This window comes from Virgibacillus indicus (assembly GCF_002266285.1).
Classification (GTDB): domain Bacteria; phylum Bacillota; class Bacilli; order Bacillales; family Amphibacillaceae; genus Virgibacillus_K; species Virgibacillus_K indicus.
Genome location: NZ_NPMS01000016.1, coordinates 13,881 through 36,416, shown reverse-complemented (window position 1 = coordinate 36,416; position 22,536 = coordinate 13,881). Strand labels below are relative to the sequence as shown.

Here is a 22,536-nt window from a genome sequence, read left to right as displayed (position 1 = left end):
GGAGGAGCCTACGAAGGACATGATAATTTACTATAAAACGAAAAAGACGACATAAATAGACTATTTTCTATAAAGAAGTTAAAATGATAGAAGGATTATCAAGGAAGTATACAGGTAGGTGTAAGTATGTATAAACGTGTAAAAGAAGCAACATATTTGACAGCTGAGAAGGCATGGAGCTATCGGGCGATATTAAGATACTTTTATATTCAACACGAAAGAATGAGGGAATTTCTTTTTCCTGAAGAAATCTATGAATATCTAACCCAATTTAGTGAATTCAAAGAATATACAGAGGAAGCGCTGCATCTCGATTTAGATGCATTGGTCAAATGGCGCAACTTAATTGCTAGACAGGAAATGGGCAAATCCAAAACCGTGGAAGAGTTTAAAAAGAAACGTTTTCGATATCAATGTACGCCTTATACGGTTGAATTTGAACGGATGTTAGTTGGCCTTGAGGGGATGGGAGAAACATTTGGAGGCTCCCTGGAAAGGACCCAATTTGAACGTTTATACCAGTCCCTATTAAAAATTGAACAAATTATAACTGGAAAATCACAAGAGTCTAATGAAGAGAGTGCCCAAGTATGGGAAGACGTTTTATCATACTTTCGCCAAATAACACAAAATACTTCTGATTATATTGCCTATATCAATAGTGAAGATGTTGAGGATAGGATGCAAACCGAAGCATTTCTTGTCTATAAAGATCAATTCACTACTTATTTAAGGGATTTTATCATCGCCCTACAAGGTACCGCATTACAAATTCAGGACTTGCTCCAGGAAATCCATCCTCAACAACTCCATATCCTTTTTGAAAAGGTGATGGAGCATCAAAAACAAGCTTTCCGTTTCGAAAAGGCAGAAAAAGAAGTGCAGGACCCATATGAAGAGTATCAGGAAAAATGGTTAAGTATTAAGGCTTGGTTTCTAGGTAATGAACATGGAGATAGTGAATATGAGATGCTGCAACAGCGGACGAATGAATCCATTCGTCGCATTACTAGAGTGGTTCAACGACTTGGGGAACGGCATCGACTTTTTCGCAGCAGAAAGAAAGACTATCTTCATCTTGCGGAATGGTTTGATTCAATGGACCAAACGGAAGAAGCACACAAACTTTCATCTGTAGCATTTGGTGTCTTTCATACCCGCCATTTTTATATCGATCACATTCCAACCGAAGACATCTATACCGATGTTTGGGATGAACAACCAATGAAACATGAAACAAAACCAATTGTTCGACATTATCGTGAAAAGATTCGTCCAGGCGCAGTAACCAACAACCAGGAAAAAAAAGAAAAAATGAAGCGTATTCACTTAGAACAAAAACAAAAAGAGAAAAAGCTTATAGAACAATACATTCATGGGAATGAAATTAGGGTTGACGATTCACTAGTCGTTGAAACGCACGTACGTAAACTATTGCTCTCATGGATTGGCAGGGCAATGGCGCGAAAAGACAATACAATAAAAACCGAGTTCGGTACAAGGGTCCGGGTTATTTTAAGTGAAGAGCGTGTTTTGTTACAAGCAGAAGATGGAATGCTGGAAATGCCTAAAGCAATCTTTCAGTTTGTCGATAGGGGAGTTAATAATCAATGAATCAATTAGGTTTCGATGAGAAAACTCAAGAGGCTTTAGGAATACTATTTGAACAGTTTTGGGTGTTACGTCAAGAAGAACCAGAAGCATATCAATTAATCCGTGAACGCGAAAAAGGATTAAAGAAATATGTCTCGGAAAAGTTCGGTTTTGATTTAATCGTACATCAATATTTTATTAAACTCGAAAAAATCCCTGTGGACCCGAAAGCATGGATGGGAATCCAGGACTTTTTAGAACCCCGGGACTATGCGATTTTTTGCTGTGGTTTAGCTTTCACAGAGCAGCGGTCAGTCGATGAGCAATTTTTATTATCAGATATTACTATAGATATCCAAGATATATACCCAGGTGAATTCCCATTAGATTGGACAAACTATCAACATCGTAAATCGCTCGTTCGGGCTTTAAAAAAAATGGTCGATTTGCATATTATTAAGGCAGTGGATGGTGACATCGAGATGTTTGCCAATAATGAAGAACAAGAAGTGTTGTATGAAGTGACTGTATATGCTCGTTACTTTATGCGCTCTTATCCGGATGACTTATTCCGCTACCGAACAACAAGAGAGATACTGGATAGTGAGTGGCAGCGGCATCACGTGGATGCAAGAAGGAAAAGAGTATATCGAAAGCTAATGTTTTCCCCAGTCGTCTATCGGGAAAGCGAAGATGACCCAGATTTTGCCTATATCCGCAATTACCGAAATAGGCTGCGTGACGACTTAGAGGAAAACACTCCTCTTCATTTGGAAGTTTTTAAAAATGCGGCCATGCTTGTCCTGCCAGAACGTAAACAACGCTATACTTTGTTTCCGAATCAAAAAGCAATCATGAATATCGCACTTCATTTCCAGTTTTATCTGAGAGAGCGAAAGGACCATTTTACCATCAATTCACTGGGAGAAATTAAATTAACTGCGGCCGATTTCACCCAATTGGCAGATGCCGTAAAAAAAGTCTATGGTCATGGTTGGAGTAAGAAATACCGTGAAATGTCCTATACAACTATTGCTGATGAACTTTTACAATTATATAAGGAATGGGAAATAGCTGAGGTTGAGGGTGATACAGGGATGCTTGTATTGAAACCGGCAATTGCACGTATGACGGGTGCATATCCAAGTGATTATGTATTGGAGTTGAACGACAATGATGAATAAATGGCAAATGAATCGGGCTGGTTTGTTGAATTTTTGGTACTATGATGAGGAGTTTTTTACGTTTGCTAACGGTAAGTTATTGCTGCGTGGAAGTAACGGGTCTGGTAAATCTGTAACCATGCAAAGTTTCCTGCCAGTTTTATTGGATGGTAAAACATCACCAGATAGGCTGGATCCATTTGGTTCAAAAGCGCGCCGGATGGAGGACTATTTGCTTGGAGAAAAGGATATTGTAAACCGTGATGAGAGGACTGGCTATTTGTTTATGGAGTTTAAGCGACAAGATAACGACCAATTTATGACGATTGGAATTGGCCTGCAAGCTAAACGCCATAAGCAAATGAAATTCTGGGGATTCGTAATTACAGATAATCGTCGCATTGGTCATGAAATGCAACTATTTAAATTGGAAAATAATGCAGGAGAAAAACAGAAAATACCTTTATCACGCACCGAATTAGAAAATTTAATTCAAGATGGTGGGCATGTGGTCCAAACAAAATCCGAATATATGAAGCTTGTAAATAAGTATTTATTTGGATTTGAAACGATTGAGGCCTATGAAGATTTAATTAAATTGTTAATTCAGTTAAGAAGCCCGAAATTATCGAAGGATTTTAGGCCTTCCGTCATTTACGAAATTTTAGAAACTGCATTACCACCTTTGTCAGATGAGGACTTACGCCATTTGTCTGATACGATTGAACAAATGGATCAAACAAAACAACAGATTGAACAATTAGAACGAGAAGCAACTGCCATAAAAAGCCTGAATCAAGTGTATCATCTTTACAATCAGCTTGTATTGGCTGATCAGGCGAATGAGTATATTATATCTGGTAAACGATTAAAAAAGGAACAAATAGAGTTCAAGCAATTAACGGATAAACGGACTCACTTAGACGATGAGATTATACAATTAGATGAACAGATTAGAGATTTGAGCTTGCAACATGAGACAAATAAAAAGCATAGGGAGCGACTTCAGTCACATAAAGTATGGGATCTGGAAAAGGAACGTAGTGATGAAGCAGAAAAGCTCCACCAAGAATCCCAAGCACTAGAAAAAAAGCTAAATCGACTACAAAATCACCGTGGAAAAGAAAATGGGTTGATTGTTGAAAGAAATAAGCTGGAAGCGACCATTGCTGAACGTAAAGACACAATGGAAAACAGACTCCTTGATATGACAAATGATGCACAGGAGTCATCAATAATAGAAGCACATCAATTAAATAGGCAAGATTTTGAACGACATCAACAGGGGAATTTTGATTTTAGTCTGTGGGTGAAAGAGACAAGCAATCATTTAACCCGACTGGAAAAAGTTAAAGATGACTTGCAACAATTTGAGACTTTAAAAGCACGTTTTCAAGAAAAGGATAGGGAATTAGCTGACGAAAATAAATTGCTCGATGAAGTAACATACCAGGAACAAGAGTGGACACGTTTATTTGAAGAGGATAAGGAGCAGAAACTAAGCGAAATCCATACATGGTTGGGAGCTACGGACGGCCTAGAATTTCAAAATGGATCCTTGCAAGGAGTATCCAGGAATATTCACTCCTTATACGAACCAACCAGTTATGAAATGGTGAAAGCACCTTTTAGACAAGCAATTCTTGAATTTGAAAGGAAGCAGGGACAGTTACTATCAGAACAAAAATTTGAACTTGATCAGCTAGATAAAGAAATAAAAGAACAGGAAAGGTTACTCCAGGAATGGAAGGGAAAAAAAGACCCCGAACCAGAAATGGACGTGCTTACAAAACAGGCCAGACAACAATTGAATGCCAAAGGGGTTCCCTACACCCCGTTTTATGCAGCTGTGGAGTTTCAGGAACACGTAGATACAGATGTTCGAAGAAGGATTGAAGCGGCAATCATTGACAGTGGTATATTGGATGCACTGATAGCTGGGGAAAACCTCGAGGTGGAGCATGACAGGGTTATCATACCAAATCCTCAAATGATGGCACATACCTTGGCGGATTATTTACAACCTGATCCGGAGGCAAATAGCGATATTTCTGCAGCTCTTATAGCCGATGTGTTAAGCAGTATTATTATTGGTGAAGCGGATGATGCGATTTTTTCCATAACAGAACAAGGGCATTATCAGCTAGGCTTATTGAAAGGGCATGCGCTGCCAGTAAATGAAATCAGGTATATTGGACGTAATGCGAGAAAAAGATTTAGGGAAGAACAAATGAAGTTTATTCAAACAGAAATTGCTGCATTACGTGAAAGGGAGCAATCAGTTTCAACGGAAATAGAACGTGTTCAAGCAACGATTTCTCAGGCAAAAGTAAGATTTGACCAGTTTCCGAATGATGAAGACTTACAAGAAAGCTTTCGTCAAATGAAAGATGTCAGGTTACAAATAACTCACCATAAAACACAAGTGGAAAGGCTGTCCAATGAATTAAAAAACATACATGGCAATTATTCAAAAGTGAAACAGCTGATCAATGAGCAGGCAAGGGTTTTTAATCTGGAAGTCCATCTGGACGCATACCAAAATGCTATTTTGGTTACGAAACGATACGAAAAAGATTTGTCAGCCTTGGAAAAACAGCATATTCAGTATGTGAATGATCTAAAACGGCAACAAGATATTTTTGGGAGACTGGATGAGTTAGTACAAGAGATGATAGAGATCCAAGGGGAGGTTAATAGCTCTAAAGATCTTGTTGCGGGAATCAAACAAAATATTGGCTATATCGAACAGCAATTAGAGAAACAAGGTGTTGGCGATATACGGGAACAAATCTACAATGTGCAGCAAGCTTTAAAAGATATTGAGGGGAATTTGAAAGAAAAGGAAACAGTCAAGCCTCGAAAAGAAACTGAACGAGCGCATGTGCAAAAAGAGATAGAAACGAAAAAGCAACAAGTGGAGTTCTGGACAAACATGAATGAAACATGGGAATCTTCCTTTAAACTGGAGGTTCATCGTGGATTTATGGAGCTGGAAGCGGATAAAGATGTACTGGATGTGGCAACTGCTGTGCTCAAAGAGTATGGACACGTACTCAAGGAAAAGAACCACGGAAACTTGACCTCTCAGCTGACCCAGGAATATTTTAGACAGCATAATGATTTAATGGAATATCGTCCGAATAGCTTCAACGCTCCCTTTACAACGCCGAAGTGGATACCGGAGCAGGCAGATGAAGAAAACACCCCTTATATCGAGCAGTGGAGACAAAAAATGACTCGACAATTGATTGAATTAGACTATCAAGGCAAGCAGGTGAGTCCATATACGGTGCAACAAAAGATTGAAATGGAGCAGGAACGTCAGGAAAGCTTCCTGGATGAGCAAGATCAGGCATTATATGAGGAAATTTTATTTAATTCTGTTGGACAAAAGTTACGGGCAAGAATTCGCCGTGCTGAACAATGGGTGAAAAAAATGAAACATCTCATGGAAACGAGGGATACATCCTCAGGCTTATCATTTTCAATCAAGTGGAAACCTCGGACAGCTGATTCGGAAACAGAAATGGATACGGTTGATTTGGTGCATTTATTAAGACAGGATTCGAAGTTATTAAAAGAAGAAGACATTGAGAAAATCACGATTCATTTCCGTTCGAAAATTGCTAAAGCGAAAGAAATGATTGGCGATCGCAGTGAGTTGCAAACATTGCTTCAAGTGTTAAAAGAAGTGCTCGATTATCGTAAATGGTTTTCATTTTCCCTTTACTTCCAAAGAGAAGGGGAGAAAAAACGCGAGCTTACGAATAATCAGTTTTATAAATTTAGTGGTGGTGAGAAAGCAATGGCGATGTACATTCCATTGTTTACTGCATGCTATTCCCGTTATTTAGAAGCTGATGGGGAAGCACCATATATCATTTCTTTAGATGAAGCCTTTGCGGGAGTAGATGAAAATAATATCCGTGAAATGTTTGAAATTGTGGAGCAGTTAGGATTTAACTTTATCATGAATTCACAAGTACTATGGGGTGACTATGACACGATTAGTGAATTATCTATTAGTGAATTAGTACGACCTAAAAATGCAGATTTTGTAAGTGTGATTCGTTACCATTGGGATGGTAATAAAATGGATGTTAAGGTCCCTGGTGAAACAGAAGAAATAGAGTCTTTCGTCTGAAGGTGAAAAATAATGATTAAGGAAGCAATCACATATTTTAGTGAATACAATGCATATCAACAGCTATTTACTCTGTTCAGGAAAAAATATGAGTCATTAGGTCGCATTGGTGGGGCAGTGAAGCTTGATTCACTGGGTGAGGATGGGCTTGAAGCAGTAGCCCGCTTTTTCGGACTAACTGCCACTGACCTGCAACAAAAAGGGAAAGTGACACTGGAAAGTTTTGAAAAGCAATTAAAATCTACCAAATTTGCTAGTATCGGTTTAAAAGAATTGCTAGAGGCTTATTTTGAAGAACCGCTTATTTCCAAGAAGGAAAAAAAGCAGCTAGAGGAACAAAAGCAAGGGCAGTATTTTGATCTGTTGGAAAATAAATTCCCAAGGCTCTGTTCTTGGTTTAACCATTTAAGAAAAAAGACACCTGATACGTACTGGATTTACCGGTTAATCACTGATTCACCAGAGGAATTCTTGATTAAAGTTACTTATTTGGAACGTGCATTTAATCGATTGCCAAGTCACTTTGAACGATTACCGTTGTTTAGTCAGCGAATTACTCGTAATCCACATGCTTTTGATTTAAATACAAATTTAGGAAAACTATTCATTCATCTTTTGGCAGTAGATCACTATAAAGATGATTCTATCGTTCCACCAGCAGATAGTGAAAGTATCAATGATTTACTACTAGTTTACAACATCTTGCGAGATGATATTACCAATTATGTAACTTGTGCAAACTTATTAGCAGAATCACATGATGCTTTACATCCAATGTGGCAAGCGGCAGCAAAAACACATAGTGTAATGAATATACCACTTCGGGAATTGATAGGATTATCAAGGATATATCCCATTGGGAAAAAGAAAGAAGTGTGGGTAGTAGAAAATTCCGGCGTTTATTCAAGTATTTTGGATAAATTACCAGGTGTTCCTTTAATTTGCACACATGGGCAGTTTAAACTGGCTGCACTTCTATTAATTGATTTATTGGCGAAGGAAGATTGTACGTTTTATTATGCCGGAGACATAGACCCCGAAGGAATTAGTATGGCAGAGAGGCTATTGTTAAGGCATCCAGAAAATGTGCAGCTATGGAAAATGGATGTGCCTGCATATCGAAAGTCTGAAGCAAATATAGAACTTTCTAATGAAAGATTAAAAAAATTAGAGTCGATTGTAACCCCGGAATTATTACCCGTTGCGGAGGAATTAAAGCAAAGGAAACGAGCGGGTTACCAAGAGGCCCTCGTTACAGAGATGGTTGATGACTTGGATTTAAAATATAATTAAAGAGAAAATTAAAAGCGAATGAATAGGACAAATACATTCATTCACTCGTGGTGTGATCCTATATGTAATATTTAGGTATTCACCCTTTTAATTATTGTGTGTTAATGTAGAGAACGGTCCACCGGTATCTTTAAATAAAAACGAGTTAAATTAAGAAATGATTAAACACTCACAAACATTGATATATCAATGTTTGTGAGTGTTTTTTGATTTTATAGAAAAGAGGTGAAAAAGGTAGAATTTGAATGTGTTTTCACATTTTTTCACAAGGATTTTAGTATTATATACTGCGTTTAAAGGAAGTTTCGATGTAATACATAAGAATGCTAAGTTGAGGTGTTACTGTTGGAAGTGGATAGCAGAAGTTCCAAAGAGAATTTAGAATTTAAACATGCCGTTGCTTCGTTTGAGTCATATATTGAAAGGGGCAAGGGCATACTATGGCATTTCAAAACAAGGCAGGAGGACTTTCACAGATATTACCTCTCAACTTGGAAGAACACTTGCTCAGAATAACCCTGCAATGAAGCAACGATAATTTAGCCCTAAAAGAACGCGGGAAATATAGTGGTCAAGCTGCATTGCTTTAGGAAATCGAATGATTCGGAATCAAACACTATACCAAACAGAAGATGAAAATTACCTGCTACTTGAGGAACTTAAAAAGAAACTTCGGATTCCCAATGTACAACAATTCTATGAACGAATTGTTTCAAGTGAGAGAACTTCTGCTTAATCTAGAAAACTGGCTAAGTACCAGTGTACCTGTCCATGTGGTCCCATTATATAATTAGCTGAAGGTATTGCTCTATATTATTCGCCATCTTCGTAGAATTGAGATCATGCAATAGTTGGATTGCTTGTTTGATTTTTGCAATACCTTCATCTTTATTGCCAATTCTGATGTCAAGGGCACCCTTGAGCTGTAATAGATGTACTCTTTCCGTTAAGTTGCTTTCAGGAATGGTAATTATCTCGAGATACGATAAAAATTCACTCATTTCCTTCTGATAGGAAAACGCTTCGTGAAATTGATTCACAGGTCCAAGCAAATAAATAATAGTATTGAAAAGCACAGAGGTGATCGCATCATGTACCTTATTATAGTCTTTGAAACGAGCACTTTTCTCATAAGCAGTTCTTGACAGCATAATGACCATATCTGGATGGAGTAATAATAACGTTCCATTATAAAGGGTTAATTCATAATATCCCCATACCTCTACCCGAAATAAATATTCGGAAAGGAGCTGAATATCCTTTTCTTGTACGTCATCATTCCTATAATCCTTATCTACTATACTTTCATATACTTCGATCAATAGAGCATTATAGTGGTAGGTTTCCACGCCATATTGCCTCCACTTTTTTATTTGTCCGCTTTTTAATTGCTTCAGTTGTTTCACGTCTCTATTTAAATAGGCAGTACTTGCTGTTTTAAAAAATTGTTCCAGGTTGTCAGGCTGATAATCGTGATGTATGTATAAGAACTCATCAAAGTTCATCATTAGCTTTTCTAATAGTCTTGTCATAAGCCCAAGCGTAATATCTGAATCGCCACGTTCAAACTTTGATAGAAAAGAGACAGAACAGACCCCATCTGCTAATCTTTTTAACGTGATCCCTTTTTGTTTCCGAATCATTCGTAGTGTTTTTCCGTATTCCACCATCATTTTGATTCCCTCCTGAAAAAGTGAAAATTCCACTATATGATAATTTTGAAATGTGTTTGTATTATTCAATATACAATAAAATCAGAACAATGAATACCGTTAAACAAATTATAGGAGGAAAAACAAATGGAAAAATTATTAATTGAAAATGGAACGATTATCGATGTGGTGAACGGAGTATCTTTTGTAGGAGCAATTGAAGTAGAGGGAAATATGATTAAACGAGTGATACAACAGGGAGAGATGTTGCCTGAGGGGCTTGAAACAATCGATGCAAAAGGAAAATATATTATTCCAGGCTTAATCGATATGCATTGCCATATAAATGAGGGATTCGCGCCTCATTTTGTAGCATCAGGAGTAACAACCGTACGGAACACGGCAGGTAATGTCCTCTTACTTAATAACTTAATTCAAAAGCCAGATGATGTACCAACGCCGAGAGTGTATGCGTCAGATAGAATGATTGATGGAACACCTGGACAATGGGGGCCAACGAGTTATGGTAATTTCGTAACAGATGATCCAGAAGAGGCAAGGAAAGAAGTTCGCAGACAAGTTGAAGTGGGAGCAAAGTTTATAAAGCTATATGGGTGGATAAAGAGAGATGCGATGGAAGCGGCAGCTGATGAGGCGAAGAAATTTGGCTTGGAAGTATCTATTGATTTAATAAATTCCAAGGAATTGACAGCATTAGATGCAGCGGAAGCGGGTGTTACATGGTTCGAGCATGCATCTGGTTTTGCGCAGGCGCTTTATAAAGGCTGGAGTCCTTTAGTTGACCAAGCAGAGTGGAGTCATATAAATTGGGATAATCCCGATCAAGAAAAAGTAAAGGAACTTTGTGAGAAAATGCTAGGGTACAATGTAAAGCTATGCCCAACGATGGTTCTGTTCGATCAAGCAATGAGCTATCCAAACATTTGGTCACCTAAAAATAAGGTGATAGAATCTATTGAAAGTAGAAAGCATCCAGTAGAATATTGGAAAAGTCATGAAGAAATTGCAGACGTTATAAAAGAAAATAATGCTATTATAAACAATTTAACGAAAGCTGTTGCAAAAACCTACTATGATATGGGTGGAACCGTAGTTGCTGGAACCGATACCCCGGCCTTAATGTATACATACCCAGGAATGGCTTTACATCGGGAACTGGAAATATTTGCGGAGATCGGATTTACCGAAATAGAGGCTCTGCAAGCAGCAACAGTAAATGCGGCTAAGTCTATTCATCTAGATGATGTTGGTTCCATCCAAGAAGGGAAAATAGCAGACCTAATCATCTTAAACGAAAATCCATTAGAGAATATTAAGCATACACAAGAAATCGATTTCGTAATTAAAGGTGGTAAAGCATATAATCAAGATGAAATTTTGAGTAGTATTCCAAGTGAGGAAGCTGTTAACAGATCAGTCCAAGCATTTATGGAGGAATGGGAAGCGGTAAATGTGAATTAAGTGTTGGTATAAATATAGTAAAGGTGCCAGGAACTTGTCGAATTCACAAGTGCCTGAGCACCTGTTTTTAATGATAAAACAGTGATAGATAGGAAATGAATATTAGTAATTGGCATTTGTGGGTGAATATGAAAATAACATCTTATTGAATGAAAATGTACAATGTTGAGGTTTCTGACAATCCTTAGTTGGATTGGTTGCTTCTTTTTTATAGGCTCTGTTAAAGTTTATTGTTGATATTAGAAAAAATTAGAACTTCCAATTATATGGAAGTTCTATTATATAGAGATTGACCTATAAGGACTCTTCTCTTAGGAATTCAATCGGCATATCTTTAATCAGTCTGTTGGTCAAATTTTTAAAACGACTTATTTGCTCCGTATCTGTTATTTCATATTCAGCATTATGAATTGTTGCAGAATACTTACTGAAATCCTTATCGCTTTCGTTAACTTTAAATTCTATTTTTAGATATTCATTGTCGCTTTCGAAATGAACGATAAGCTCATCATCTATTAACTCATACGTTCCTTTTTTATAATCAATGGAGTTAGTGATTACTTTACCATCTAAAAATTCTAATGTCATAATGGAATCATAGCGATTAGGGTTATCAAAATCCTCTTGAGAAACTGGACCTGGAATATATGCAACATCAAAAGTTTGACCAGATAATTCATCTTCACTGGTACAAGCTGATAGCAAAAACACAAATAAAAGTATTGGAAAAATAAATTGCTTATTCATAATGTATCCTACTTTCAGTTATTATACATAATATTTAGTTATCTTTATATACGAAAGAGTATGGCGTAAAGTTTCAATTTGCATAAAAAAATATAATGTTTTTATGCAAAATACCAACTTAAATACTTCTTAATCTACAGTCCTGCCCTGATAGTTGAATGAGCAGTCGTTGATTATATTGCGAATTTGGTTAATCTAAGCATATCATAAGTTTCCAAATTTTGTACTAAATTCGCTCTAATAATCAAATCATTCATTGTAACTTTATTTCTTTGGTGTTGGATGCTTTCTAAAACTTGAAACCAAGCAAGGTAATTGTTTAAATACTTGGTAGCAACACCATTAAATCGTTGTATCCACCCTTTAAGTCTTCGATGTGCACATTATTCAAAAAGGTGAATAATCTTCTATTGTATAACCTATCTTAATATGTTTTATTTCATTTTTATTTGCTAAGTATTTTGGTTTTGTGACACTTATGGTAGTCCTTTTACATCAATCATTTGTAAATCCCCATTACGAACGCAAAAAAGGAAGTACCTTCCTAAATTTAAGCGGTCCGTTCCCATCAATCTCTGATAAACTAGGGTTAATGAATAATATTAGGTGATAAGATGACAAACGTAGTGAAAATCTCAGTTAGAAATTTAGTGGAATACGTGTATCGAAGTGGCAGTATTGAGTCTGGATTTCGTACTGCAACAACGATGACAGAAGGTACTCGAATCCATCAATTCGTCCAAAAAGGCTATCGTGAACAAGATGAAAAGGAAGTGCTTGTGGAAGCGGAGATACCTTTTGAATACTTCGTTGTTCGAGTGGATGGACGTTGTGATGGATTATTAAAAGATGGGGACGCTATAACAATTGATGAAATAAAGTCCACTATAAATTCATTGGATGAGGTTCAGGAAGCTACACATCCTGTGCACTGGGCACAGGCAATTTTTTACGGGTTTATTTATGCAGGAGACCATGATTTATCAAAGGTAACCATTCAGCTTACCTATGTACAAGTAAAAACGCTCGAACAAAAGCAATTTCAGCGTGTTATGACGTATGAGGAAATGGAATCCTTCGTTTATGAAGTTATCCGGAAATATGCTGTTTTTTTAAAAGTGAAGTTAAAGCAGAAGGAAAAGCGAAATAAGACAAGCAAAATACTGGAATTTCCATTTAAGACGTATCGTGATGGTCAACGAAGACTTGCGGGTGCAGTATATAAAACTATCGCAGATAAAAAGACGTTATTCGCAAGTGCCTCCACCGGGATTGGTAAAACCATTTCCACCATCTTTCCTGCCATCAAAGCAATTGGTGAAGGGAAGCTGGAAAAAATGTTTTATTTGACTGCAAAAACGATTACAAGAACAGCTGCAGAAGAAGCATTTCGACTATTGATTCATCATGGTCTCGATATTCAGGTTCTGACTATAACCGCCAAAGATAAAATTTGCTTTCAAGAGAAAACGATTTGTACAAGTGAAAACTGTCCATTTGCAGATGGTTTTTATGACCGAATCAATGGGGCGGTTGTTGATATTTTGGAGCAGGAAAAGATGATGGATCGCAGCGTTATCGAACGTTACGCTAGAAAGCATCGGGTTTGTCCTTTTGAATTTTCCATCGAATTGGCTTATGCAGTAGATGCCGTAATCTGTGATTATAATTATATTTTTGACCCGAGAGTATCGTTGAAGCGGTTGATGGAAGAACAAAAAAAGAAAACTGCAATATTAGTAGATGAGGCCCATAACTTAGTTGATCGTGCGAGGGAAATGTATTCTGCTGAAATTCATAAATCCAACTTTTTGCAGCTGAAAAGAGAATTTAAAAATAGTTCTCTTGCTGCAGCCGCTAAAGCTATTAATGACCACTTATTACATGTGAAGAAGTCTGAGGAGTACTTACGGAAGGAGTTAGATACGGGGCTAGTCGAATTACTAGAAACGTTCATCATCGAGGCGGATGTAGAGTTGGTAAGGATTGATCATGAATTGCTGTTAAATACGTATTTTTCCGCTCAAACATTTGTGAAAATCGCTAAACTATTCAATGAGCAATTTGTTACTTATGTAGAAGTTCATAAGAGTGAAGTGCGGATGAAGTTATTTTGCCTTGACCCATCAGAGCAAATTCTAAAAATGGGCAAAGGGTTTAGAGCAAGGGTATTCTTTTCAGCAACGTTAACACCTGCAGATTATTATAAAGATTTACTTGGCGGACAATCTGATGATTATGTTGTCTCTATTCCATCTCCTTTTGCGAGAGAAAACACAGAGATTATCATTCAACCGTTATCGACGAGATATCGGGATAGAGAAAAGACAATGGAGCCAATGGTACACTTTATCAAAGATGTGATAGATAAAAAAGATGGGAATTTCTTAATCTTCTTCCCGTCCTACCAATATATGAGAAATGCGTATGAACAATTTACATATAACTATCCAAGTGTGTTTACAATTATTCAAGATGTGGGAATGTCGGAAGTTGAAAGGGAGGAATTTTTGGCAGAGTTTAAGTCTGAACGTGCCGAAAGAATCGTAGGTTTTGCTGTACTTGGCGGGATTTTTTCTGAGGGTGTGGACTTGAAAGGGGAAAGGCTGCAAGGTGTTATCGTTGTTGGGGTCGGAATGCCACAGATTGGTTTTGAAAGAAATATTATGAAGGACTATTTCCAATCGGTTGGAAGGAATGGCTTTGATTATGCTTATGTTTATCCTGGAATGAATAAGGTACTTCAAGCTGGTGGACGACTTATTCGCTCGGATTCTGATACTGGCGTGATAGCCTTGATTGATGATCGATTTTTACAGAAGAAGTATCAGGAACTATTACCTTATGAATGGCAGCATTTTACAATTGGTATGTTAAAGGATTATTTGGAGAAGTAATACAGAAGGAAATTTATTTGGTATTCATCAATCAAAAAAGAAAGTAATCTGGTACTATTTTGATGAGTGCTTCAAATTCAGGAATAGCCTCGTTGCTGTTCGAAGCGTTAGTTGCCAGAAATCGGCAGTACTATAAAAGAAAGTAGGATTCGATGAGAGTCATAGGAATTGATTTATCAGGCCCGAGTAACCACAAGGATACGGTACTTACGGTGTTCGAAGCAGAAAATAGGCAATTGAGATTTCTCAAGAGCAGGAGTCATTTGAGTGATGAAGAAATTTTAAAAGAGATTTCAGTACAATCTCAAGTAGATGAAGTCGTAATCGGCATTGACGCTCCATTGTCTTATGAAGATGGAGGAGGGGACAGGGAATCGGATCGAAATTTAAGAAAATTTATTGTCGAAATCGGGATGAAACCCGGATCAATCATGCCTCCTACGTTAAATCGAATGGTATATTTAACATTGAGAGGGATAAAGCTCAGCAGAGAAATCGCAGCACAACCATCACTCCACCCCATTTCAATCGTGGAAGTGCATCCTGGTGCAGTGATCGGTTCAAGATTGTCCCAAGTAGAAATGGATTATCTTTTAACATATAAAAAAGATTTCGAAGTGAGAAAGGTTCTTCTAGGTTGGCTAGAGCAACAACAGCTTATCGGAATTCCAGAAACAGCAGCTGAACAATGCCATTCGATTGATGCCTGTGCAGCAGCCTTAGGTGCCTGGCATTGGGGTGACCCCGCATTTACACCAAAATGGAGAACTTTAGCTAAACCGCCCTTACATCCTTATGAATTTTGCTGTTAATGGGAACAAAATACATCATCAGTTTCATGATGTGTATGGTGCAGGGAGCGGTACAATAAACCTGTCCTAATTGTCCGTTTCTTTGATTTAAAACGGAATTCATTGTACAATTATCTATGCAGCAGTATCCTGGAGTCATATTTCAGGTATACGATATCATAAACCAGGTAAGGTGAATTACCATAAAAAATATAAAAAGCTTTATTTTTGTTGTTTTAGGCTTCATTTCGTTTGGAATCGGTGTGGCTGGTGTAGTACTTCCGGTACTGCCAGGTGGGCCGTTTTTCTTATTTGCAGCCTTCTGCTTTGGTAAAAGCTCCAAACGAGTGGAAAACTGGTTCAAGCGTACATCTTTTTACAAATTATATGTCGTACGGCTTCGGGAAAATAAAGGCATGACTAGAAAAGAAAAAATCCGCATCAACTTGATTGCCGATTCCTTTATTCTATTTTCTGTCATATATGTGGACATTCTAGTTGTCAAAATCATCATGGTTGTTCTTTGTGTTATTAAGCATTATTACTTTATCAAGAGAATTCCAACGGTTACTCCTGAAGAGGCTAAAAATATAATTACTATGTTGAGTAACCGGGAAAATACAAACCTCACAAGCTGAATGGATTTAGCTTATGAGGTTTTTTCTTAAGGGTATATTTATAACTATTTCTAAAAAGTTACATTCCCATAAGAGGGACAATGGGGACAAATGAACCTGTCCCCATTGTCCCTTCATAGTTATCTTTAAAACTAATGTATATGCCATTTCAAAAGTCTAATCAATTATATAGACCCACGAAACAGAATTAAGGTGAGATATTTCTTTAGGATACACTAAAAGCCCATTTCAAACATATTTTGTAAAAAGTAAAGAAAAAGGAGCAGTGTTCACGATGTATTTTTATCGACAATGTCCACAAGGTCAATATCCATATACGATTCAGCCGGGGGATACCTTAAACTATATTGCGTTAAGATTAGAGAAAAGTGTTTCAAGAATTATGGCAGCTAATCCGGGAATTGATCCGTATAACCTAAGGGTGGGGCAAGTAATCTGTATCCCGGCATGTCCGCCAAACCATAGCCCAATTATTATTCAAACTGGCGATACCCTTTACCAAATTTCAAGGGAATATGGAGTTACGATAGATAGTATTCTGGAAGCAAATCCAAGTGTTGATCCAAACTACCTTCGAGTTGGGCAGCGGATTTGTATTCCGACGGGTTGTGCGGAGTGATAGGGAAATGGACTGTTAATGTTCAGTTGCTTTATTAGAGAAAAGTCTTTCAAAAATGGTGCCTGTCTTTTATACAAAAATAAGCAGATCAACTTGGAGTTGACCTGCTTACTATTTTAACGTGTCTATCTATTCACCAATCATCTGATCTACTTTTTCACGGTTTTCTTCAATCCATTCGGCAGCTAAGTCTTCAAAGGGAGTATTGTTTTCTTCATTTTCACTAATCATCGCTTCAAGTTCATCGATAGATATGCTCCAATTGGATAAAATTTCATATGCTTCTGGATGCTCTTCTTCAATCCCTTTATAAGAAAGTACATAGACGTTATCTGCTTTAAAATAGTCTTCTTGACCTTCTAAAAATTTCAAATCGTTACGTGCGAACACAGAATGTGGTCTCCAGGCAGTGAATACAACAGGCTCTTCATTATCAATTTTATCTTGTGCAATGGAAAGCATCGCACCTTCACTAGAAGGGGTTAACTCAAATCCATGTTCTTCCATATTTTCCCCTGCCATTAATTCTTTTGAAATTTCAACAAGGCCTGCACCTTCAGCAATGGTAACGACCTCTCCATCATATTTTTCGGCATTTTCTTTTAGATCTTCAATTGAGTTCTCTTCCACATAAGAAGGTACAACCCAACCAAGATTTGCATTTTCATAACTTGTAGCTACTTTAACTAAATCATCCTTAAACTCTTCCCATCTAGCTGCTTCTGTATATGGTAACCACGCATCCATAAAGAAATCAATCTCTTTATTTCTCATACCTTCCCAAATGATTGGCTGCGAAACACTTTCTACTTCTACTTTATATCCTTGTTCCTCTAAAATTTGCTTGGCAATTTGTGTTGGTGGTGCAGTACTTGACCATGGGGTTTGCCCTAAAACAATGGTTCCTTTTTCTTCATTTGCTGCTCCCTCATTTGCAGCATTATCTTCCTCTTCGGCATTGCCACAAGCGGCAAGTGTCAATAAAGTTAAGGAAATAAATAGCAATAAAAACTTTTTCATGATGAATATCTCCTCTGTTCGTTTAGTTTATTAAAGATTTCTTGCATATTTTCTGGTGTATAATGCAGTGGATCGACGGTATCAGCTTCCCACGCCTCGTATTCTTCCCCATTCATACACTTGAGGATATTCGCCGTATCATATATTTTAAGTGCGTATACCCAATTGGCAATCATCATCAGCGATGCCATATGAGAACCTGTATTGGATGCTGTACAGATATCTTTAATAAGATGGATTTGGTAATCTCTAAAATAGGCATCAAATACAGAGGTTACTAGACAGCCATCTGTCACCACGCCGCCAATCACAACATTTTTAACATTCAGGCTCTTAAGTGTAAGATCCAGACTAGTTTCGTGGAAAGCACTCCATCGATATTTATCGATGACAATGTCCCCATTTTTTGGCTTTATTTCATCTAGAATTTCTATATTTTCACTAGCTGAGTTGTAATAAAATGGAGTACCATCGTCGTTTAAAGGGTCTTTTAAGGAAAGCCCAACACCATCTGCCCGGTTGATTTGACGTGTATAAATAATCGGGATGTCCATTTCTCTAAAACCATTAATTAATCTATTTGCATTGGTAACTACTTGATCCATTTGCTTTAGTCCAAAATTACTTTCCTTCTGAAGATCAATAAGCACCAAAGCGGTGTTGTGTTTGTTCATGTTCTATCCGAGTCTCCTCTATTCTGTTTTTTTGGTAAATAATCAAATATCTCCCCGGACTCAAATCTGTTTGCAAGGCGCATTGTCCAATCAAAATAATCATAAGAATTTTTAATGAGAGCAAGGTCTTTGGCTGCTTTTTCTTTTACTTGTTCATCAGATGTTTCAAGCAAAATTTTTTCTAAAGCAGGCTCAACTTGTTCAGTGGCCTTCATAATCAGATTACGTTCCTGGCGTATTTTGTTAATAAAATACGTGATAAAATTTCTTAAATAATCCTTCTCTGCCACATAATGGTCTTTTCGATCACCTTTTTTCCAGACTTTCGTGACCATATCTGTCTCTAAGAGTTCCCGCATTCCATTGCTTACACTTGCTTTACTCATGGCTACCTGATCCTTGATCTCATCAAGGGTCAACGGTTCGGAAGAAAAATAAAGCACACCGTAGATCCTGCCAACAGATGGAGTCACACCATAGATAACCATGGATTGTGCGATCGCGCTGATCATTATGTCTCTTGCTTGCTCAATTGATTCATGCTCATTAGACAATAGAATCACCCCTTGATCATTCAATTTATTTAATTCATATTGTACATATTAAACTAATTGAATTAAAAAATCAACTTTTCGATGAGAGGTACGATGAAGATGAATTGGAAGAACGAAAAGGAATAACAAAATTAATCCAAAAATAGAGTGGATTAGTGCAATAAAATGATAGAATGATAGAATGTATATAGGAAAATACATCATGCTGATAACAAACCTAGGAGTGAAACAGGATTGAATAAAAAAGACATCGCAAATATACGTAAACAATTTAAGATAAATAATGATTTATTAAAAATCCATGAAATCTTTAATGTGTACATTATGAAAGAATCGAGTGAAATCTATCATCAGGAAAGCCTGCCGTTTGATTTGCTGGAAGAGGAACAGAAAGAGTTGTTCATGGCAAATTTCAAGAAAGTATTGTCAGGCCAATTGGACGAGAAATTATTTGAATTAAAGTTCCAGCGCGACGTGGAAAATAGCAGTCAGTTCATTCTTCACCAGGGTCTATTAAGTAATGATTCCGAAGAATGGAAAAGCCAAATGCTGCAAATGGTAGAGAAAATGCTGAAGGATAAGCAATACGAAATGGATATTGTCGTAACCTTTATTCGCGGAGAATATATGAAAGCGGCGAAGCGTAAGAGTGAAGAGTCAGACGAAAGCGAACGGGATTCGGTTTATTCCAATTCTTTTATTTTATGCAGTATGAATAAAACGCAAGATCCGAAAAAGGAATTAGTGTTTGACTATGTGGAAAAGGAGTTCAAATATAATTTTGTCGTAGATCCAATTATCAATTTGAAAGCCCCAATTTCCGGATTTTTATTCCCGTGCTTCACGGATAATGCTCAGGATGTCAATCACGTACTATATTCTGCAGGAAAAGCATATGAACTGAATTATCATTTCATAGAGGAAGTATTAAATGCGGAAGAAACAATGACTGCACAGGAGGATAAAATTGTCTTTGAGGAAATCGTTAAAAAAGTAGCAGGGGACCAAATGAATACATCCACACTTTCCAATGTATATGAAGAGATCCACCAAGTCATGGAAGAGAATGAAGAGGAAGAGATACCTAAATTAGACTACAAGGATGTAGAAAACGTTTTAAAAAGCAGTGGAGTAAACGATGTCGAATCGGAAAAGGTAGAAGAGGCATTCAAGACAGTGATCGATGATGAAAAATATGAGTTAAAAGCAAGCAGCATCGTCCCAAAATACACATCAAAGTCTATCAAAATTAAGACAAAAGCAGCCGATATATCTGTCAGTCCACAAGACCTGCGACATCTTCGCCAAGTCGAGTTTAACGGAAAGCTTTTCTTAATGATTGAAGTGGAAGGAAATACGGAGATTGAAGGCTTTGAAATGATTCCGGAAGCTTTATTTGGCAAAGCCAAAGAGACTGAAGAATAAATTGTATGATATTTTGAAGTCGTGCGAAGACCAGTTGAAGTTGTGCGACAGCCATGGAAGATCGTGCAATAGTACCACTTTGTTAGAATATCGCGCGGCTTTCAGCACAGAGGGGTGGCACACAACCTTAGATTATTTATGGAACGGTCCACTGTCTTAGGTTAGATAGTGGGAAAAGTGACTTGTCCCCAATATACCAGAATTGAAGTATTTCACTGAAATGGAGTGTTATTTTGAATAATATTGAAAAAAGTATTTTCCCAGTTCTTAAGGATATGAGGCACTTTGAAAAAATCCTTAAAAGTCAACATGAAATTGTTGTATTTTTAGAAACCCGTGTTTCCCAACTAAAGGATTTGGTGAAATATGCCCACCAACACTCTAAAAAAGTGTTTATACATGCTGATCTTGTCAAAGGCCTTAAAGCTGATGAATATGGAATTGAATTTTTGATTCATAATGTGAAAGCGGATGGTATTATTTCAACAAGAGGGAAAGCAATTTCATTTGTAAAAAAATATCAAGTAATTGGTATTCTGCGTTTATTTGCGTTGGATAGTCATGCACTCGATCATAATTTAAAAATATGTAATAGAGTTCAGCCTGACTATATTGAAGTTTTACCTGGTGTTGTCCCTAAAATTATTACAGAGGTTCATGAGAAAACAGGAATACCTGTAATTGCTGGTGGATTAATCCGGTCTGAGCAAGATGTTATAAACGCCCTTGAAGATGGTGCTAAAGCAGTTAGTACGTCCAATCCTGAACTTTGGAAACTAATGTAAATGTAAATATTGCGGAAATTTGTTGACAACGTTTTCAAAGATGTATAAACTAGGGTTAACAAGTTAATTAATATTAATGTGATAGAGACTTTGAGCCCACACTACAAGCATATTTCTTGCCAGAGATATGCATGGTTTAGTGTGGTTTTTTGTGTTTAATCATAGCGCGCGCTAGCAACTTGTTGTATTTAGAAATCGATTCTACAAAGGGTGATATAATGATGTCAGAATTTTCAGCGGAACTTATTGGTACCATGATCCTCATTATTTTTGGTGGTGGCGTGGTAGCAACTAGTGAATTAAATAAGTCAAAAGGTAACGGTGGGGGCTGGGTGCTGATCACAATCGGTTGGGGACTTGCGGTAGCTTTCGCAGTTTATGCTGTTGGAAGTGTATCAGGTGCACATGTTAATCCGGCTGTTACACTTGGATTTGCAGCAATTGGAGATTTCCCTTGGGGGAAAGTTCCAACGTATATTTCGGCCCAAATAATTGGTGCCTTTATTGGTGCAGTAATCGTCTACTTTGCATATTTACCTCATTGGAAAGAAACAAAAGAAGCGGGCACGAAATTAGCTGTTTTCTCAACAGAACCAGCTGTCCGTAGTCCATTATCAAACATGGTTACAGAATTAATTGGAACATTTGTCCTTGTTTTTGGACTGTTATTTATCGGAATTAATGAGTTTACAGAAGGATTAAATCCATTAGTTGTTGGTTTATTGATTTGTGCAATAGGAATGTCCTTAGGTGGACCTACTGGCTATGCAATCAATCCGGCCCGGGATTTAGGTCCAAGAATTGCACATGCTTTACTCCCTATCCCTGGTAAAGGAAGCTCTGGCTGGGGCTATGCTTGGGTCCCAGTAGTTGGTCCAATAATAGGCGGTATTTATGGTGCATTATTTTATAAGGCTATTTTTACAGGCGGATATTCAGCAGCATTTTGGGTATTTAGTGCAGTTATTGCAATTATTTTAATTGCCGCCGCATCAATAGAGTTAAAAAAGGTAAATAAAGATTCAACGGAGAATGAAATTTATAAAGCTTCATAGA

Annotated in this window: 17 protein-coding genes and 1 pseudogene; 12 read left to right on the top strand and 6 right to left on the bottom strand. The window is 37.3% G+C overall.

Going from position 1 to position 22,536, the window contains the following annotated elements; all coding sequences use genetic code 11:
• Positions 1-126: 126 nt before the first annotated feature.
• The 4 genes from CIL03_RS18790 to CIL03_RS18775 are packed head-to-tail and all read left to right on the top strand — an operon-like array spanning position 127 to position 8,196.
• On the top strand, positions 127-1,614 hold the full coding sequence (locus CIL03_RS18790) for a TIGR02677 family protein (RefSeq protein WP_094887420.1): 1,488 nt from the start codon (positions 127-129) through the stop codon (positions 1,612-1,614).
• Positions 1,611-2,777 carry a TIGR02678 family protein gene (locus CIL03_RS18785; protein ID WP_094887419.1) on the top strand — a complete coding sequence of 389 codons (1,167 nt, stop codon included), beginning with the start codon at positions 1,611-1,613 and terminating at the stop codon, positions 2,775-2,777. The genes CIL03_RS18790 and CIL03_RS18785 overlap by 4 nt, the downstream gene beginning before the upstream one ends.
• Positions 2,767-6,903 (top strand): TIGR02680 family protein, encoded by a 4,137-nt coding sequence (locus CIL03_RS18780; protein WP_094887418.1) that lies wholly within the window; start codon positions 2,767-2,769, stop codon positions 6,901-6,903. The genes CIL03_RS18785 and CIL03_RS18780 overlap by 11 nt, the downstream gene beginning before the upstream one ends.
• A 12-nt stretch (positions 6,904-6,915) precedes the next feature.
• Positions 6,916-8,196, top strand: a complete 1,281-nt coding sequence (locus tag CIL03_RS18775) for a TIGR02679 family protein (RefSeq protein ID WP_094887417.1) — start codon at positions 6,916-6,918, stop codon at positions 8,194-8,196.
• Between the two features lie 782 nt (positions 8,197-8,978).
• Here CIL03_RS18775 and CIL03_RS18770 read toward each other — a convergent pair.
• Positions 8,979-9,869: a helix-turn-helix domain-containing protein gene (locus CIL03_RS18770; RefSeq protein ID WP_094887416.1), complete on the bottom strand. Its 891-nt coding sequence runs from the start codon at positions 9,867-9,869 to the stop codon at positions 8,979-8,981.
• A 126-nt stretch (positions 9,870-9,995) separates the two neighbouring features.
• On the opposite strand from CIL03_RS18770, the gene CIL03_RS18765 reads away from it, so the two are divergent.
• A complete protein-coding gene (locus CIL03_RS18765) occupies positions 9,996-11,330 on the top strand; it encodes an amidohydrolase family protein (protein ID WP_094887415.1) in 1,335 nt (444 codons plus the stop codon).
• Positions 11,331-11,624: 294 nt separating this feature from the next.
• On the opposite strand, the gene CIL03_RS18760 is transcribed toward CIL03_RS18765, so the two are convergent.
• Positions 11,625-12,077, bottom strand: a complete 453-nt coding sequence (locus tag CIL03_RS18760) for a hypothetical protein (protein ID WP_094887414.1) — start codon at positions 12,075-12,077, stop codon at positions 11,625-11,627.
• A gap of 173 nt (positions 12,078-12,250) precedes the next feature.
• Positions 12,251-12,454: pseudogene (locus CIL03_RS18755) on the bottom strand (IS1595 family transposase); the annotation flags it as partial.
• A gap of 237 nt (positions 12,455-12,691) precedes the next feature.
• On the opposite strand from CIL03_RS18755, the gene CIL03_RS18750 reads away from it, so the two are divergent.
• From CIL03_RS18750 to CIL03_RS18735, 4 genes are all read left to right on the top strand, one after another.
• Complete coding sequence (locus tag CIL03_RS18750; RefSeq protein ID WP_094887413.1) at positions 12,692-14,974, top strand: ATP-dependent DNA helicase; 2,283 nt, start codon at positions 12,692-12,694, stop codon at positions 14,972-14,974.
• A 152-nt stretch (positions 14,975-15,126) separates the two neighbouring features.
• Positions 15,127-15,786 (top strand): DUF429 domain-containing protein, encoded by a 660-nt coding sequence (locus CIL03_RS18745; RefSeq protein ID WP_094887412.1) that lies wholly within the window; start codon positions 15,127-15,129, stop codon positions 15,784-15,786.
• Between the two features lie 176 nt (positions 15,787-15,962).
• On the top strand, positions 15,963-16,403 hold the full coding sequence (locus CIL03_RS18740) for a YbaN family protein (protein WP_338061903.1): 441 nt from the start codon (positions 15,963-15,965) through the stop codon (positions 16,401-16,403).
• Between the two features lie 274 nt (positions 16,404-16,677).
• The gene (locus tag CIL03_RS18735) at positions 16,678-17,022 is read left to right on the top strand and encodes a LysM peptidoglycan-binding domain-containing protein (RefSeq protein WP_094887410.1); all 345 of its coding nucleotides are present in this window, start codon (positions 16,678-16,680) and stop codon (positions 17,020-17,022) included.
• Between the two features lie 129 nt (positions 17,023-17,151).
• Here CIL03_RS18735 and CIL03_RS18730 read toward each other — a convergent pair whose 3' ends face one another.
• Genes CIL03_RS18730 through CIL03_RS18720 form a run of 3 tightly spaced genes read right to left on the bottom strand, consistent with a single transcriptional unit; the run spans position 17,152 to position 19,279 of the window.
• On the bottom strand, positions 17,152-18,042 hold the full coding sequence (locus CIL03_RS18730) for a glycine betaine ABC transporter substrate-binding protein (protein ID WP_094887409.1): 891 nt from the start codon (positions 18,040-18,042) through the stop codon (positions 17,152-17,154).
• Positions 18,039-18,716: a cysteine hydrolase family protein gene (locus CIL03_RS18725; protein WP_094887408.1), complete on the bottom strand. Its 678-nt coding sequence runs from the start codon at positions 18,714-18,716 to the stop codon at positions 18,039-18,041. Before CIL03_RS18725 ends, CIL03_RS18730 begins: the two co-directional genes overlap by 4 nt.
• Entirely contained in the window at positions 18,713-19,279 is a 567-nt protein-coding gene (locus tag CIL03_RS18720) for a GbsR/MarR family transcriptional regulator (protein WP_338061902.1), read from the bottom strand. The genes CIL03_RS18725 and CIL03_RS18720 overlap by 4 nt, the downstream gene beginning before the upstream one ends.
• Positions 19,280-19,504: 225 nt before the next feature.
• On the opposite strand from CIL03_RS18720, the gene CIL03_RS18715 reads away from it, so the two are divergent.
• The 3 genes from CIL03_RS18715 (at position 19,505) to CIL03_RS18705 (ending at position 22,535) form a co-directional block, all read left to right on the top strand.
• The gene (locus tag CIL03_RS18715) at positions 19,505-20,695 is read left to right on the top strand and encodes a DUF4317 domain-containing protein (protein ID WP_094887406.1); all 1,191 of its coding nucleotides are present in this window, start codon (positions 19,505-19,507) and stop codon (positions 20,693-20,695) included.
• Between the two features lie 230 nt (positions 20,696-20,925).
• The gene (locus tag CIL03_RS18710; protein WP_420855434.1) at positions 20,926-21,480 is read left to right on the top strand and encodes a glycerol-3-phosphate responsive antiterminator; all 555 of its coding nucleotides are present in this window, start codon (positions 20,926-20,928) and stop codon (positions 21,478-21,480) included.
• 221 nt (positions 21,481-21,701) lie between these two features.
• Positions 21,702-22,535 (top strand): MIP/aquaporin family protein, encoded by an 834-nt coding sequence (locus CIL03_RS18705; RefSeq protein ID WP_094887405.1) that lies wholly within the window; start codon positions 21,702-21,704, stop codon positions 22,533-22,535.
• The last annotated feature ends 1 nt before the right edge of the window (position 22,536 follow it).

Coding starts and splice junctions, on each gene's coding strand:
- CIL03_RS18790 (WP_094887420.1), top strand. CDS start 127: ATGTATAAACGTGTAAAAGAAGCAACATATTTGACAGCTGAGAAGGCA.
- CIL03_RS18785 (WP_094887419.1), top strand. CDS start 1,611: ATGAATCAATTAGGTTTCGATGAGAAAACTCAAGAGGCTTTAGGAATA.
- CIL03_RS18780 (WP_094887418.1), top strand. CDS start 2,767: ATGATGAATAAATGGCAAATGAATCGGGCTGGTTTGTTGAATTTTTGG.
- CIL03_RS18775 (WP_094887417.1), top strand. CDS start 6,916: ATGATTAAGGAAGCAATCACATATTTTAGTGAATACAATGCATATCAA.
- CIL03_RS18770 (WP_094887416.1), bottom strand. CDS start 9,869: ATGATGGTGGAATACGGAAAAACACTACGAATGATTCGGAAACAAAAA.
- CIL03_RS18765 (WP_094887415.1), top strand. CDS start 9,996: ATGGAAAAATTATTAATTGAAAATGGAACGATTATCGATGTGGTGAAC.
- CIL03_RS18760 (WP_094887414.1), bottom strand. CDS start 12,077: ATGAATAAGCAATTTATTTTTCCAATACTTTTATTTGTGTTTTTGCTA.
- CIL03_RS18750 (WP_094887413.1), top strand. CDS start 12,692: ATGACAAACGTAGTGAAAATCTCAGTTAGAAATTTAGTGGAATACGTG.
- CIL03_RS18745 (WP_094887412.1), top strand. CDS start 15,127: ATGAGAGTCATAGGAATTGATTTATCAGGCCCGAGTAACCACAAGGAT.
- CIL03_RS18735 (WP_094887410.1), top strand. CDS start 16,678: ATGTATTTTTATCGACAATGTCCACAAGGTCAATATCCATATACGATT.
- CIL03_RS18730 (WP_094887409.1), bottom strand. CDS start 18,042: ATGAAAAAGTTTTTATTGCTATTTATTTCCTTAACTTTATTGACACTT.
- CIL03_RS18725 (WP_094887408.1), bottom strand. CDS start 18,716: ATGAACAAACACAACACCGCTTTGGTGCTTATTGATCTTCAGAAGGAA.
- CIL03_RS18705 (WP_094887405.1), top strand. CDS start 21,702: ATGTCAGAATTTTCAGCGGAACTTATTGGTACCATGATCCTCATTATT.